We start from the raw sequence: 14909 nt of genomic DNA, 5'->3' as shown, positions 1-14909 counted from the left end.
AAGAGGATCACCAATATGGCGCAGCACGGTGCATTAGCAACGCTTAAAGAACTGGCAGAAACCGATGTCGATAACGCCGCCCTGGTGTTGGGCGAGATGCGACGCGGCTGCCAGCAGGCGGAAGAACAACTCAAAATGTTGATGGACTATCAGCTTGAATACCAGAACAGCCTGAATAACGACATGACGCAGGGGATCGCGAGCCTGCGCTGGCAAAACTACCAGCAGTTTATTCAGACACTGGAAAAAGCCATTGACCAGCATCGTCAGCAGCTTATTCAGTGGAACAACAAAGTCGAACAAGCGCTGAACTTCTGGCGCGAGAAAAAACAGCGCTTGCAGGCATGGCAAACGCTACAGGACCGGCAGGCCTCTGCGGAGCTGCTGGCGGAAAACCGTCTGGATCAGAAAAAGATGGATGAATTTGCCCAACGAGCAACCATGAGGAAACCAGAATGATCACTCTGCCTAACCTGGCCATCAGCGATGCAAGCCTCGCAGGGGCCGATACCGCAGCCAAAACCGCAGGCGGCGCCGAGGATTTTCTGGCTCTGCTGGCGGGTGCATTAACGCAAGCCGGCGATGCAACAAACGCGGGCAAAATCGCCCAACTGTCCGGCGAGGACGCGGCGGCGCTGCGCGATGTCAAAGCGAAAGGTCAATCCATCACCGAATGGCTGGTACAGCAGGAAGCGACACGCGCCACCGCTGAGATTGGTGAAGCGACAGATATCAGCGAACAAAGCGACGCGCAAACACTGCTCAGTTCGCTGGCGGCACACCTGAAAGGCGAAATAGCGTCAGGTAAGGATAAGCTCAGCGATAAAGAGAGCGACGAGGACAAACTCAGCGACGACGAACAGGGCAGCCTGAATGCGTTGATGGCCATGCTGCCCACGCCGCCGCAAGCCCCGCAGACGGCAGTGAACTCGACCGCCAGCGCCACCAGCGATACGCTGAACGCGTTAAACGCGCCACTCAAACGTGACTCAGCAAAAGCCGACGGTTTTATCGATGTGAAAAGCACTCCGGCCTCGCAACCGCAAACCGATGCCCGTGCGCTATCCGCCGACGCCGCCTTTGTGATCCCGGCGCAGAAAGCAGAAGCGGAAAGCACGCCAAGCCCAACCGCGCCAACGGCGACGGTGTCGCCGATTTCGCCACAGAGCAGCAGTTCACTGGCCGCCCCGATGGCCGCCAGCGCCAACGTCCATGCCCAGCTTGGTACTCCGGACTGGCAGCAGAACGTCAGCCAGCACATCACGCTGTTTACCCGTCAGGGCCAGCAAACCGCCGAACTGCGCCTGCACCCCGAGTCGTTAGGCCAGGTACACATTACGCTGAAGGTGGAAGATAACCTCGCGCAGATCCAGATGGCCTCGCCGCACAGCCACGTACGCGCGGCGTTGGAAGCCGCTCTGCCAGTGCTGCGCAGCCAACTGGAAGACAACGGAATCCAACTGGGCCAGAGCAATATCAGCAGCGACGGCTTTGCGGGCCAGCAACAGCAGCCCTCTTCCCAGCAATCGTTCGCCTCGCGCGCTGACGCCAACGCCAGCGATGCTCAGGACGACGCTGAGATGCTGGCCGTCCCTGCCGCCCTGCACGCCGCCTCTCGCGGCGATAACGCGGTAGATATCTTCGCTTAAACGCCAGAGGTAACACGATTATTCCCGTCTTTTCCACGCTTTGACCGGCGCGGGAGGCGGGATAATCATTGGATAAGCAGTAGTAAAAAGGAAGACCGCATCAGATGACTGACACCGCTATCAATAAAAAGAGCAAACGCTCGCTCTGGATCCCACTTTTGGTGCTGGTAACGCTCGCCGCCTGCGCCACAGCAGGTTACAGCTACTGGCGCATTGAGCATCAGAACGCCCCGGCCGCGCCAAAAGAAGCGCCGCCGCTGGCCGCACCGGTCTTTTTCCCGCTGGATACCTTCACCGTCAACCTGGGCGATGCCGATCGCGTGCTGTACGTGGGCATCACGCTGCGCATGAAATCCGAAGCTGACCGCGCCCGTCTGAACGACTATCTGCCGGAAGTGCGCAGCCGCATGCTGCTGCTGCTGTCGCGTCAGGATGCGACTAAACTGGCAACAGACGATGGCAAAAAACAGCTCGCAAACGATATTAAAGAGACGCTGAGCGCGCCGTTAATTGCCGGTCAGCCGAAACAGAACGTTACCGACGTTCTGTACACTGCCTTTATTCTGCGGTAGAGCCATGGGCGACAGTATTCTTTCTCAGGCCGAAATCGATGCGCTGTTAAACGGCGACAGCGACAAATCAAGTGAACCGCTGGCGGGCGCGACGGGCGAAGATGACATTCGCCCCTACGACCCCAATACCCAGCGCCGCGTGGTCCGTGAGCGACTGCAGGCGCTGGAGATTATTAACGAGCGTTTCGCCCGCCACTTCCGTATGGGGTTATTCAACCTGCTGCGTCGTAGCCCGGACATTACCGTGGGGGCGATCCGCATTCAGCCCTACCACGAGTTTGCCCGTAACCTGCCGGTGCCGACCAACCTCAACCTGATTCACCTTAAGCCGCTGCGCGGTACCGGCCTGGTGGTGTTCTCGCCAAGCCTGGTGTTTATCGCGGTGGACAACCTGTTCGGCGGCGACGGTCGCTTCCCGACCAAGGTTGAGGGACGTGAATTCACCCATACCGAGCAGCGGGTGATTAACCGCATGCTCAAGCTGGCGCTGGAAGGCTATAGCGATGCCTGGAAAGCGATTAACCCGCTGGAGGTGGAGTACGTCCGTTCGGAGATGCAGGTGAAGTTCACCAACATTACCACCTCACCGAACGATATCGTGGTGAACACGCCATTCCACGTGGAAATCGGCAACCTGACCGGCGAATTTAACATTTGCCTGCCGTTCAGCATGATTGAACCGCTGCGCGAACTGCTGGTCAACCCGCCGCTGGAAAACTCACGCCACGAGGACCAAAACTGGCGCGAGAACCTGGTACGCCAGGTGCAGCATTCCGAGCTGGAACTGGTGGCGAATTTCGCCGATATCTCGCTGCGTTTGTCACAGATACTCAAACTTAAACCCGGTGACGTTCTGCCGATTGACAAGCCAGACCGCATTATTGCTCACGTCGACGGCGTACCGGTGTTAACCAGCCAGTACGGCACCGTGAACGGCCAGTATGCGCTGCGCGTAGAACATTTGATCAACCCGATTTTGAATTCGCTGAACGAGGAACAGCCCAAATGAGTGATATGAATACTCCACCCGATGACAACAGCGGATCCGTGGACGATCTGTGGGCTGAAGCGCTGAACGAGCAAAAATCCACCTCCGGAAAAAGCGCCACCGACGCGGTCTTCCAACAGTTGGGCGGCGGTGATGTCAGCGGTACGTTGCAGGATATCGACCTGATTATGGATATCCCGGTCAAGCTGACCGTGGAGTTAGGCCGCACGCGCATGACCATCAAAGAGCTGCTGCGTCTGACGCAAGGTTCGGTGGTGGCGCTGGACGGTCTGGCCGGTGAACCGCTGGATATTCTGATTAACGGCTATTTGATAGCGCAAGGTGAAGTGGTGGTGGTTGCCGATAAATACGGCGTTCGCATTACCGACATCATCACGCCGTCAGAACGCATGCGCCGTCTGAGCCGCTGATATGAGCGCAACCCACTCCGCGCCTGTAGTAACACCATCGCACGCTGCGCCGGCGAGCCACACCACCACGCCGGTGACGGTGGCGCACGCCAATGAACCGACGACTTCACCGCTGATTCAGGTGAGCGGCGCACTACTGGGCATTATCGTGCTGATTCTGGCCGCCGCGTGGGTCATTAAACGCGTTCTGCCCGGTACGGTGCAGGGCCGAAGCAGCAGCGGCCTGAAGGTGAGCGCCAGCGCATCGTTAGGGGCGCGTGAGCGGGTGGTGATTGTGAACGTCGAGGATGCGCGGCTGGTGCTGGGCGTCACCGCCCAGCAGGTAACGCTGCTGCATACCCTGCCGCCAGCGCCGCCGGAAAACCCGCCGCCGCAGGCTAACGCGCCGGAATTTGCTTCACTGATGAAAAACATGCTTAAGCGTCCCGGGAGATCCTGATGCGCCGTATTTATTCCCTCGCGCTGGGCGGGCTGCTATTGCTTTCGCCTTCCGCCTTTGCTCAGCTTCCGGGTTTAATCAGCCAGCCGCTGGCCAACGGCGGGCAGAGCTGGTCGTTGCCGATCCAAACGCTGGTGTTTATCACCTCGCTGACCTTTATCCCGGCGATTTTGCTCATGATGACCAGCTTTACGCGCATCATCATCGTCTTCGGCCTGCTCCGCAGCGCGCTGGGTACGCCGTCCGCGCCGCCTAACCAGGTGCTGCTGGGGCTGGCGCTGTTTCTCACCTTTTTTATTATGTCGCCGGTGATTGATAAAGTTTATACCGACGCCTACCAGCCGTTTAGCGAAGATAAAATCACCATGCAGGAGGCGTTAGATAAAGGCGCGCAACCGCTGCGTGAATTTATGCTGCGCCAGACACGCGAAGCCGACCTGGCGCTGTTTGCCCGGCTGGCCAACAGCGCACCGATTCAAGGCCCGGAAGCCGTGCCGATGCGCATTCTGCTGCCCGCCTACGTCACCAGCGAGTTGAAAACCGCTTTCCAGATTGGCTTCACTATTTTTATACCGTTTCTGATTATCGACCTGGTCATTGCCAGTGTGCTGATGGCGCTGGGGATGATGATGGTACCGCCCGCGACCATTGCCCTGCCCTTCAAGCTGATGCTGTTTGTGTTGGTCGATGGTTGGCAGTTATTGGTCGGTTCGTTGGCGCAGAGTTTTTACAGTTAAGGAGTACCCATGACCCCTGAATCCGTCATGATGATGGGCATCGAGGCGATGAAAGTGGCGCTGGCGCTGGCGGCACCGCTGCTTTTGGTCTCGCTGGTCACCGGTCTGATTATCAGTATTCTGCAAGCGGCCACACAGATCAACGAAATGACGCTGTCGTTTATCCCCAAAATTATCGCCGTGTTTATCGCGATCATCGTCGCCGGGCCGTGGATGCTGAATCTGCTGCTTGACTATGTACGCACGTTGTTCAGCAACCTGCCCTACATCATCGGTTAAGCATTATGCTTCACATGACCAGCGACCAGTGGGTTTCATGGCTCGGCCTCTACTTCTGGCCGTTGCTGCGCGTGCTGGCGCTGATCACCACCGCGCCGATACTCAGTGAACGCTCTGTGCCTAAACGGGTGAAAGTCGGTTTGGGGATTATTATCACCTTCGTCATTGCCCCTTCGCTGCCGCCGGTCGATGTGCCGATTTTTTCCGCCAACGCGCTCTGGCTGGCGTTACAACAAATCCTCATCGGTATCGCGCTGGGCTTTACGATGCAGTTTGCCTTTGCCGCCGTACGAACCTGCGGCGAGATTGTGGGCCTGCAAATGGGTCTCTCGTTCGCGACCTTTGTCGATCCGGGCAGCAATCTCAACATGCCGGTACTGGCGCGCATTCTCGATATGCTGGCCATGCTGCTGTTCCTGGTCTTCAACGGCCATCTGTGGCTGATTTCACTGCTGGTCGACACTTTCCACACGTTGCCTATCGGCGGTGAGCCCATTAACAGCAATGCGTTTCTCGCGCTCGCCCGGGCGGGCGGCATGATTTTCCTCAACGGTCTCATGCTTGCGCTGCCGATCATTACCCTACTGCTGACCGTTAACCTGGCGCTCGGGATGCTGAACCGCATGACCCCGCAGCTGTCGGTGTTTGTTATCGGCTTCCCCATCACCCTGACCGTCGGCATTATGCTGATGGCGGCGTTAATGCCATTAGTGGCCCCCTTCTGTGAACACTTATTTAGCGAAATATTTGATCTATTAGCTGATATTATCAGTGAGTTACCACGTATAAATTCTCCATAGTACCCTCCAGGTTATTATGAGGAAATTCCTAAAGTAAATTTGCAAAAACATCTACCAGCATATCGCTGGCGCGGGTTATTTGTTTTTACGTCTTTCACATAACCTAACATTTACTTTACTTTGAGATGATTCCTGGCAAATTATACGTAACTTTACGGGATAGTTGATGCCGCCTGATCGTCTTCATTCTCAATTTTTTATTTTCATTAGGTTCGCTGCGACGATGAAGTTCGAGGGTAATGGGTTAATTATCGTTACGCATTGAGTGAGGGTATGCCATGTCAACGATTATTATGGATCTATGCAGTTATACGCGGCTAGGGTTAACCGGATACCTGGCCAGTCGTGGAGTGAAGAAACGAGATATTGACAATGTTGAGAGCGTAGAAGCACTTACAGAAGTTTGCGCGACTCGTCATCCATCTGTCGTGTTCATTAATGAGGACTGCTTCATCCACGATGTGCAGAGTAGCTTGCATATCAAGCAGATCATTAATCAACATCCCAGGACTTTGTTCATTGTTTTTATGGCTATTGCCAATATTCATTTTGACGAATACCTGATGGTGCGGAGTAATCTGCTAATAAGTTCCAAATCGATAAAACCGGAAACCCTGGATAGCATTCTGGGGAATTATCTGAAAAAAGAAAAATCAGACGTAAAGCAAACTAATATGTCTACTCTGTCATTAAGCAGGACAGAATCAAGCATGCTGAAAATGTGGATGTCGGGACAGGGAACGATTCAGATTTCCGATCAGATGAATATTAAAGCAAAAACCGTATCGTCACATAAGGGTAATATTAAGAAGAAAATAAAAACGCATAACAAACAGGTTATTTATCATGTTGTGCGCCTGGCGGAAAATGTCACCTCGGGCATTTTCGTCAATATGCGCTAGGATATCCAGGCAGGGAAACTGGCGGTAGGGCTACCGCCAGATGATCGATTACGATTCGCTTTTCTCAACAAAAATTCCATCAGGATGGCCCACTTCGTTGAAAAACCAGATCCCCAGCGGATAGTCTTCCAGCGCGACCAGATACATCGTCCCTTCATTGAACTGTTCAATGGCCAGCACCACTCCGGAGCGACGCGGCCCCCCATCGGTTTTGACCGTCACACGATCGTTAACTTGCATAAACGCCTCTCCTGATTGGTTTTTCCCAGTGTAGAACAAAATTGTCATGCTGACAGCGGCCTTGACAACCAACTGGCTAAATATCCACCAATAACAAAAATTGAGCAAAAAGTGAGCAACATTATACGACGCATGTATAATTATACAGGGAGCGGTAAAAAGGGTATCTGTGATGAAATCAGCGATCGATCCTCGTGACATCAACGTTGATGCGCTACTGGCAGCTATCAACGAAATCAGCGAAAGCGAAATCCACCGTTCGTCGAACGATCCACACCACGTGAGCGTCGACGGTCGTGAATACCATACCTGGCGAGAACTGGCGGAAGCTTTCGAGCTGGATGTTCACGACTTCAGCGTGACAGAAGTGACGCGTTGAAGGCAAAAAAATCCCGACACATCTGCGTCGGGATCAACCTTGCCGAAGCAAGAAGCATTGAAATATTCGTTACATCAGGAAACCTGACGTGGTGAAACATTATCGTTGTTTATGTTGAATGACAAGAATTATTCACCTAATAAATATATATGACCTCTCCGTCACACATTGTTTCTTCTTTTAAGAACATCGATATAAATCAATAAGATGGCAACTTCCTCTAACCGGAATCATTGATAATGTTTTGGGATTATTCTGATTACAATACTTATCCATAAGCTAAATTTATGATTTTCGCTGCTATGGCCTACGTAATCAGCCTTCCGCACACACCCGATTACGCCCGCCCTGTTTAGCCTGATACAGCCGACCGTCAGCGATCGACTGAAGGTGCTGGAAATCATAGCGCTGTAGCTCTTCGCTACTGCACACTCCCAACGAAGCGCTCACCCGCAGCGTCTGATTGCGGCTGATGAGAATTTCACGGCTATAGATGCTCTCACGAATGCGTTCAGCGATAACCACCGCCTGTTCCAGCGATGTTTCCGGCAGCACGATACAGAACTCTTCGCCGCCGACGCGTCCGGCAATATCCGATTTGCGAATTTTATTGATAATCACCCGGCCAATATGGGTAAGCACCCGATCTCCGGCCTGATGACCATATTGATCGTTGATACGCTTGAAGTGGTCCAGATCCAGCTGAATCACCGACATCGGCGCCCCTCGTTGCTGGCTGACGGCAAGCGCTTTACCTGCTCGCTCAAACAGCGCGGCACGGTTATACAGCCGGGTCAACATATCGTGCCAGGCGCGCCACTCCAGCGAATCCTGTAGCGACGACATATTGCGTACCATGCGGCGGATGACGGCCCAGGAGATAAGCAGCATGGAGGTAAACAGTATCCACAAAAGGGTTAGCGCGATACTGATGCTGCCAAAGTCGCCGCGGATCCCTTCCTCCAGACTGTGAATGCGCAACAACACGCCGTCGAAATTGCGCAGTTTTTCCCAGCTGATGTAGCGGGAAAGCTGGCGCACGCTCCCCTCGTTATCGTGCTCGTAGGCATATGCCAGCTGCGCCTGAATCTCTTGCGAAAGCTGCGTGCGTTTTTGCGGCTCCTCTTCGGATGAAGCAATCAGATTCATTCGGCGATCGTAGAGCTGATATTCCCCCTCTTCCTCCCCTTCGACAGACTGCATCAGGAACTGGGTCATTTCGTTAACCGACAGCTGAATGGCCAACACGCCAAACCAGTAGTGATCGTAATCGAGCGGTACAGAGGCGGTGACCATCTGGGCTACCGGCACTTTATCGCGGGTGAAGCTGGTGTGCCATTTCACACCGCGCCCCGGGTTATCTCGCTGTGACTGCTGGATAAACCACGGGCTGGTCGCCAGGCTGTAATAGTACTCGGTGATGCCATTGCCCTGATTCTGTTCGGTGCTGAGGTAGAACCCGGCGCGCGAAACATACAGCATATGGGTTTCAAAACGGGAAAGATGCTGACGCGTAATGGCAGAGAGGCGTAGCAGATAGCCCAGTTCAATGGCGGCCATAAACTCATTGCCCAGCAGCGAGTTATCACGCGACAGGAGATTGGTATGTTTGACGAAGTTATCCGAGACGCCGTTCAGCGGCAACGTACGGTTGTTGTTTAGCGAGATCCGCCAGTCGGCGAACGCACGCTTGCGCTCAAACTCCTGCTCAGCGGTGCGCAACACTTCAAAGGCCAGAGGCACCTGAAGCGCGGACTCCATACCGTTGCGAAAAAACAGCAAGCGGTCAGTGTTGAACTGCAGCTGCGCGTCCATGTCGTTGGCGACGTTTTTCAGGTTATTGCGCTGGCTGGAGATATACGCATCCTCCAGCACGATGGTTTCGCGCCAGGTCAGCAACGTGGAGAAGAACAGCACCACCAGAAAGCAGATATTCACTACACGTTCGGGGCTAACCCGACGCGTGAGCCGCGCCCACCATCCTGACGAAGCCGCCGTGGTGGCGGTCAAGGGACGCACATTGGCCTCCTGATACTCACAGACCCATCCCACATCCCACTACTGCGTTGCTGAAAATTCATGCTGCTCCATTACACTGCTCTACGACAAAGAGCCCGATAAGATCGGGTCTAAAACGCCCGGCAAATGCCGGGCGTAAACACGGTTATGATGCCTGTTCTTGCTGATGGATGGCGCCGGGAATCAGCTCATCTTCACGGAATGCTTCCCGTTTGACGCCGAAACCATCATACCAACGACACTCCACCATACCGCTGGCATAACCGGTTACCACCATCCGCGGCCCACCGTTTTTGGGCCGGACTTCATCACTGACCAAAAAGACCATTATTGCCTCCGGTATCAGGGTGAAACAGTTTTACATTAGCCTGGTCACGCCCTCTTTGCGTAGCGGAATTGGATTATTTATGCCGACTTTTTACGCAAACGGGCAATGAGATTCACCGCGGCCAACACCACGGCGCCAATGATAAATCCCAATACCAGGTTTGCCAGCGTTGGCAACGCCATGGCCAACCACGCCGACTGCTGCTGGGCAAAACCTTCAATGGCATGATGCAACGGCGCTACGCCGTGAACCACAATGCCGCCGCCCACCAGAAACATCGCCAGCGTTCCCACCACCGAGAGCGTTTTCATCAGCCACGGTGCTACCACCAGCAAGCCTTTTCCCAGCCCTTGCGCCAGCACGCTGCGCTTCTCGGCCAGCCAGTAACCCATATCATCCAGCTTGACGATCACCCCAACAATGCCGTAGACGCCCACGGTCACCAACAGCGCGATGCCGGATAAAATCAGTACCTGATTGAGCAACGGCGCTTGTGCCACAATGCCCAACGTAATTGCCACGATTTCCGCCGACAGAATAAAGTCGGTACGAATCGCCCCTTTAACTTTATCGCGCTCATAGATAGCCGGATCCTGCTGCGCAATCGTCTCCAGACGCTTCTGACGGGCAGCTTCATCGCCCTTGTGCTTACGCGCATGCAGGCTATGCAGCACCTTCTCCACGCCTTCAAAGCACAGATAGGCCCCGCCGATCATCAGCAACGGCGTCACCGCCCAGGGGATAAAGGCGCTGATCAGCAGCGCCAGCGGTACCAGAATCACCTTATTGAGCAGCGACCCCTTGGCCACGCTCCACACCACCGGCAATTCGCGGTTAGCGCGCACGCCTGACACCTGCTGGGCATTCAGCGATAAATCATCGCCCAGCACACCGGCGGTTTTTTTCGCCGCCAGTTTGCCCATCATCGAGATATCGTCGAGTAAAGTCGCGATATCATCTAATAAGGTTAATAAACTACTTCCCGCCACAAGCGACATCCTTCCTTTTTGTTATTGAGAGTAAAGTATGAAGCAAAATATCGCGGGGTGTAAGAGATACATATTTATAACATAAAAATAACATCAACCCCTTAATTAAAGCACTCGCCAGCGAACTCGTTTTCGCGTTTACTATCAGCCTGCTTGCTATTTTGCCGTGAGGAAGTATGCGTATTAAACAACTGTTACCCCTGGTTGGCGCGCTGTTCGCGCTGTATATCATCTGGGGGTCGACCTATTTTGCCATCAGCATTGGCGTTGCCAGCTGGCCCCCGCTGATGATGGCGGGCGTGCGCTTCCTGTCGGCGGGCGTGGTGCTGATGATGTATCTGCTGGCGACCGGGCACCGGCTGCCGCCGCGTGGGCCGCTGCTCAACGCGGCGCTGATTGGCGTACTGCTGCTGGCCGTGGGGAACGGCATGGTGACGGTGGCGGAACATCAGCATGTGCCTTCGGGGATTGCCGCCGTCATGGTGGCGACCGTACCGCTGTTTACGCTGTGCTTTAGCCGCTTTTTCGGCATCGCCACCCGTAAGCTGGAATGGCTGGGGATCGCCATCGGTCTGGCGGGCATCGTGCTGTTAAACAGCGGCGGCAACCTTAGCGGCAACCCGTGGGGAGCGCTGCTGATTCTGATTGGTTCGCTGAGCTGGGCGTTTGGTTCGGTGTATGGATCACGTATCACGCTGCCAACCGGCATGATGGCCGGGGCAATTGAAATGCTGGCCGCCGGTATTGTGTTGATGCTGGCCTCGCTGCTCAGCGGTGAACGCTTGACGACGTTACCGGATCTGCACGGTTTTCTGGCGGTAGGTTACCTGGCGATTTTCGGGTCTATCATCGCCATTAATGCCTATATGTATCTGATTCGTAATGTTACCCCCGCCGTGGCCACCAGCTACGCTTACGTCAACCCGGTGGTCGCCGTGCTGTTGGGCACCGGTTTTAATGGCGAGCATCTCTCTGCGACTGAGTGGCTGGCGCTGGCGATTATCATTGCGGCGGTTGTCCTGGTGACCTTAGGCAAATACCTGTTCCCGGCGAAAGCATCGGCTACTCCCTGCCCGACGAAGAAAGCAGGTTTAGATTCGTGATCCCCTGAATCCCGATCTGCGCGCTGCCTTCGCCGCCGCAGATCCACTCTTCCAGCCGTTCGCTCAGCGCGCTATCGCTTAGCTTCTGTCGTCCGCGTAGCGCGCACTCCCATACCACCAGCACTCGCCAGCCCTGTTCGACCAGCAGGCCGATATCCCGTCGATCGCGAGTCGCATTAGCGCCAATTTTCGCCAGCCAGAACTCGGTTCGCGTGGCGGGCACCTTAAACAAATAGCAATCGTGTTGATGCCAGAAACAGCCGTGGGTAAAAATGACGCAACGATAGTCGTCGAGCGTAAAATCTGGCCGTCCCGGCAAACGTGTGTCCTGAGCCCGCCAGCGCAGGCCCAACTGCTCGAGCAAGGACGCCATCCTTTTTTCAATGGCGGTATTCTGCGTACCGATAGCACGCATATTTTTGCTGCGAGTGGCCCTATCGTGAACGTCCGCCATTCTTCTTCTCCGCATCCCGCTTTTGTACCGCTTGCAGGATACGCGACTCCAGCAGCCTGGCCACGGCGGCAAATACCGGCACGATCACCGAGTTACCAAACTGGCGATAGGCCTGGGTATCCGAGACCGGAATGCGAAAGCGGTAGCCCTGCGGCGATTCAAAGCCCATCAACCGCGCGCACTCGCGCGGCGTCAGGCGACGCGGTCGACGTAACTGATTCTGTGGATCGTCAAAATGTTTTTCGCCCAACGCGCGATCCCAGCCGCGATCGATGAGGATCTCCGCGCCGTCTTTGTAATAGCGTGCCGACAACGTACGCGCCACGCTGCTGGCTCGCGTTGGGTCAACCAGGCCATAACCGAATCCGTTGCCCTTTTCCTGATGCTTACGCGCATAGCGATAGAGGTACTTCCACAGCACCGGCGTCAGGATAAATTTGGCATCGACATTCGGCTCTAACAGCTCGCCAAACGTCGGACGACGCGCAGGGTAAAGCGCGGGAATATCGCGCAGGGTGAAGCCCTGATGCAGGCCTAAATCCCGGCGGAAGCCAACCAGCACAATACGTTCGCGGTGCTGCGGCAGGAAGTGCTGACCGTCGATAATCTTCGGATCATCGGCCCCCATATCCGCAGCATCGGCAACTTCATAGCCCAGCTCGTCCAGGGTTTGCATGATAATGCGGAAGGTTTTCCCGCCATCGTGACTCTTGAGATTCTTGACGTTTTCCAGCACAAAGATGGGCGGCCTGCGTGCGTCAATAATTCGTACTACGTCAAAAAACAGCGTGCCTTGCGTATCACAGGCAAACCCGTGCGCACGGCCCAGGGCATTTTTTTTCGATACCCCGGCAAGCGAAAACGGCTGGCAGGGAAAGCCTGCGAGCAGAACATCATGTTGCGGAATGCATTGGCGAATATGCGCCTGCGCCTCAGCGTCGCTGACGTCGGTGCGAGCACTGAGCGTGACATCGCGAATGTCGGCGTTGAACTGGTGCTCATGCGGATCGCAGTACCAGTTCGCCTTATAGGTACGCACCGCATGTTTGTTCCACTCGCTGGTGAACACGCACTGGCCGCCAATCGCCTCAAAGCCATTGCGAATTCCACCAATACCGGCAAAAAGGTCGACAAAGCGGAATGCATAATGCGGATGATGAGCGGGCGGCTTCGGCAGCAACCCAGCAAGATGCGCCTGCTCGTTTTCGCTGAGTCGGGTATTGGCACGCCCCAACGTGACGACACGTTTAACAATAGCCGGGCTCCAGTGCTGTTCCCCTACGGCAACCAGCTCGGCGACAACGGTCTTAAGATCGTAAATCTCCAGGATATGCTCCAGCAGCGCCTGAGCGTCCGGCTCGTCGGGTAACGCTACCTCGTTTGATAAGACTCGTTGTTGCATAAATTTGACCAGATACAGAAAAGGAAAAAGAAAGCGCAAATAAAGGCGAGATTATCACAGTTTGCTGGATTCTTGTGGCGCGAATCGCCGCAGCACATCCGCATCCAGCGACAGCGGGTCGCCCGCCAGTTCGGCGCTCAGTTTTGCCATAAAGTGCACCAGGAAATCAGCATTCTTTTGCGCTAATTCCCGCCCTTTCTCAGTTTGCATCGTCGCAGGCAGGCGCAGCAGTTTGGTCTGGAAATGGTCCAGCGCGTAGGTTTTGTCATCTAACGGCCGGCGATCGGCAAAGGGATCGTCAGCATCGAACAGCGCCGTATTCATCGAACCCGAGACAGCAAACACGCGAGCCAGCCCGATGGCACCCAGCGCCTCAAGCCGGTCGGCATCCTGGACAATTCGCGCTTCTTCCGTTTGCGGTGGGATCCTGGCGCTGAAGCTGTGCGCCGCTATCGCATGAGCGACAGCGCTATAACGTTCGCTGGGGAAATGGGGGAAATCGCGGCGCAGAACGTCTAAAGTTCGCTGCGCCGCCAGCTGTGAGGATTGCGCACGATCAGGGTGATTTTTCGGTAGACTCACCAGGTCGTGAAAATAACTGGCCAGCAGAATGACGAGCAAATCGACCGGCCGCCCTTCCGCTATCTGCCGGGCGGTATGCCACACCCGGCGAAAATGGGCGATATCATGTGAAGCATCGCCGTGAAACTCATGTTGTTCAAACCAGAACTCAACGTCCTGCTGCCATGCGGTTAAATCCATTTTGGGTGTCGCCTGAGTGAATATTTTCCCCCAGCATAGCAAGATTACAGACGTTCTTCCTGCCCGTAGCGACGAGGGCGCGTGTACCACGCAATGCCGCCCAGCAGGCCGCCGACAATGCTCAGAACCAGAAAGCCCAACAACGCGCCAAGCCATTTGCCGCTGGTCGAGCCCATTTCCCCCTCAAGGGTGGCGCCGGGAATGCTCTGCACATCGCTGATGACCCAAATATAATGACCCATTGCCCAGATAAAGTAGCCGCAAAACGCGTAAAAGACCCACAGCGCCAGCTTACCGCCTGGTCCGCGGCTCGTCCTTTCTTCCATAAAAACACTCTCGTCATGCAATTCATTCAAACGGTCGTCACATTTATGATGTGACGCAAATCACATTATAACAATTTGCGTGCCGCGAGATAGTCTCCAGATCGACCTGT

20 protein-coding genes are annotated in these 14909 nt (G+C 55.0%); 12 read left to right on the top strand and 8 right to left on the bottom strand.

The genetic code is table 11. The features are described 5' to 3' along the window. Positions 1-15: 15 nt before the first annotated feature. From fliJ to rcsA, 10 genes are all read left to right on the top strand, one after another. Positions 16-459: a flagellar export protein FliJ gene (gene fliJ / locus GY169_RS08945; RefSeq protein WP_064544537.1), complete on the top strand. Its 444-nt coding sequence runs from the start codon at positions 16-18 to the stop codon at positions 457-459. Beyond that, entirely contained in the window at positions 456-1649 is a 1194-nt protein-coding gene (locus tag GY169_RS08940) for a flagellar hook-length control protein FliK (protein WP_167575532.1), read from the top strand. Before fliJ ends, GY169_RS08940 begins: the two co-directional genes overlap by 4 nt. Positions 1650-1753: 104 nt before the next feature. Next, positions 1754-2221, top strand: coding sequence for a flagellar basal body-associated protein FliL (gene fliL / locus GY169_RS08935; protein WP_167575531.1), 468 nt, complete (start codon positions 1754-1756; stop codon positions 2219-2221). A gap of 4 nt (positions 2222-2225) precedes the next feature. Next, the gene (gene fliM / locus GY169_RS08930) at positions 2226-3230 is read left to right on the top strand and encodes a flagellar motor switch protein FliM (RefSeq protein ID WP_064544532.1); all 1005 of its coding nucleotides are present in this window, start codon (positions 2226-2228) and stop codon (positions 3228-3230) included. Beyond that, the gene (gene fliN / locus GY169_RS08925; protein ID WP_167575530.1) at positions 3227-3640 is read left to right on the top strand and encodes a flagellar motor switch protein FliN; all 414 of its coding nucleotides are present in this window, start codon (positions 3227-3229) and stop codon (positions 3638-3640) included. Before fliM ends, fliN begins: the two co-directional genes overlap by 4 nt. Before the next feature lies 1 nt (position 3641). Continuing rightward, positions 3642-4079 carry a flagellar biosynthetic protein FliO gene (fliO, locus tag GY169_RS08920; protein ID WP_167575529.1) on the top strand — a complete coding sequence of 146 codons (438 nt, stop codon included), beginning with the start codon at positions 3642-3644 and terminating at the stop codon, positions 4077-4079. Then, entirely contained in the window at positions 4079-4816 is a 738-nt protein-coding gene (gene fliP, locus GY169_RS08915; RefSeq protein WP_163448955.1) for a flagellar type III secretion system pore protein FliP, read from the top strand. Before fliO ends, fliP begins: the two co-directional genes overlap by 1 nt. Before the next feature lie 9 nt (positions 4817-4825). After that, complete coding sequence (gene fliQ, locus GY169_RS08910; RefSeq protein ID WP_167575528.1) at positions 4826-5095, top strand: flagellar biosynthesis protein FliQ; 270 nt, start codon at positions 4826-4828, stop codon at positions 5093-5095. Between the two features lie 5 nt (positions 5096-5100). Then, entirely contained in the window at positions 5101-5895 is a 795-nt protein-coding gene (gene fliR / locus GY169_RS08905; RefSeq protein ID WP_163448954.1) for a flagellar biosynthetic protein FliR, read from the top strand. Positions 5896-6173: 278 nt separating this feature from the next. After that, positions 6174-6797, top strand: a complete 624-nt coding sequence (gene rcsA / locus GY169_RS08900; protein ID WP_163448953.1) for a transcriptional regulator RcsA — start codon at positions 6174-6176, stop codon at positions 6795-6797. Positions 6798-6845: 48 nt separating this feature from the next. On the opposite strand, the gene dsrB is transcribed toward rcsA, so the two are convergent. After that, the gene (gene dsrB, locus GY169_RS08895) at positions 6846-7037 is read right to left on the bottom strand and encodes a protein DsrB (protein ID WP_064544524.1); all 192 of its coding nucleotides are present in this window, start codon (positions 7035-7037) and stop codon (positions 6846-6848) included. Between the two features lie 172 nt (positions 7038-7209). Here dsrB and GY169_RS08890 point away from each other — a divergent pair, with 172 nt between their 5' ends. Continuing rightward, positions 7210-7416, top strand: coding sequence for a DUF2525 domain-containing protein (locus tag GY169_RS08890; RefSeq protein ID WP_167575527.1), 207 nt, complete (start codon positions 7210-7212; stop codon positions 7414-7416). 315 nt (positions 7417-7731) lie between these two features. On the opposite strand, the gene dgcQ is transcribed toward GY169_RS08890, so the two are convergent. From dgcQ to GY169_RS08875, 3 genes are all read right to left on the bottom strand, one after another. After that, on the bottom strand, positions 7732-9435 hold the full coding sequence (gene dgcQ, locus GY169_RS08885) for a cellulose biosynthesis regulator diguanylate cyclase DgcQ (protein WP_411908110.1): 1704 nt from the start codon (positions 9433-9435) through the stop codon (positions 7732-7734). A 145-nt stretch (positions 9436-9580) separates the two neighbouring features. Continuing rightward, a complete protein-coding gene (locus GY169_RS08880; protein WP_163448950.1) occupies positions 9581-9763 on the bottom strand; it encodes a YodC family protein in 183 nt (60 codons plus the stop codon). Between the two features lie 77 nt (positions 9764-9840). After that, positions 9841-10752 (bottom strand): DUF808 family protein, encoded by a 912-nt coding sequence (locus GY169_RS08875; protein ID WP_167575526.1) that lies wholly within the window; start codon positions 10750-10752, stop codon positions 9841-9843. 176 nt (positions 10753-10928) lie between these two features. On the opposite strand from GY169_RS08875, the gene yedA reads away from it, so the two are divergent. Further along, a complete protein-coding gene (yedA, locus tag GY169_RS08870) occupies positions 10929-11855 on the top strand; it encodes a drug/metabolite exporter YedA (protein WP_167575525.1) in 927 nt (308 codons plus the stop codon). Here yedA and GY169_RS08865 read toward each other — a convergent pair. From GY169_RS08865 to drpB, 4 genes are read right to left on the bottom strand one after another with little or no spacing between them, the layout of a single operon-like run. Further along, positions 11815-12309, bottom strand: a complete 495-nt coding sequence (locus tag GY169_RS08865) for a very short patch repair endonuclease (RefSeq protein WP_167575524.1) — start codon at positions 12307-12309, stop codon at positions 11815-11817. The genes yedA and GY169_RS08865 overlap by 41 nt on opposite strands. Further along, the gene (locus tag GY169_RS08860; RefSeq protein ID WP_167575523.1) at positions 12290-13711 is read right to left on the bottom strand and encodes a DNA cytosine methyltransferase; all 1422 of its coding nucleotides are present in this window, start codon (positions 13709-13711) and stop codon (positions 12290-12292) included. Before GY169_RS08860 ends, GY169_RS08865 begins: the two co-directional genes overlap by 20 nt. A 54-nt stretch (positions 13712-13765) precedes the next feature. Next, on the bottom strand, positions 13766-14473 hold the full coding sequence (locus tag GY169_RS08855) for a phosphohydrolase (protein WP_163448946.1): 708 nt from the start codon (positions 14471-14473) through the stop codon (positions 13766-13768). Positions 14474-14517: 44 nt separating this feature from the next. Beyond that, complete coding sequence (gene drpB, locus GY169_RS08850) at positions 14518-14799, bottom strand: cell division protein DrpB (protein ID WP_163448945.1); 282 nt, start codon at positions 14797-14799, stop codon at positions 14518-14520. Positions 14800-14909 lie beyond the last annotated feature (110 nt).

Origin of the sequence: Kluyvera genomosp. 3, from assembly GCF_011765685.1 — a bacterium.
Lineage (GTDB): Bacteria > Pseudomonadota > Gammaproteobacteria > Enterobacterales > Enterobacteriaceae > Kluyvera > Kluyvera georgiana_A.
The sequence above is the reverse complement of the archived record's forward strand: the minus strand, read 5'-3'. Positions and strand labels throughout refer to the sequence as shown.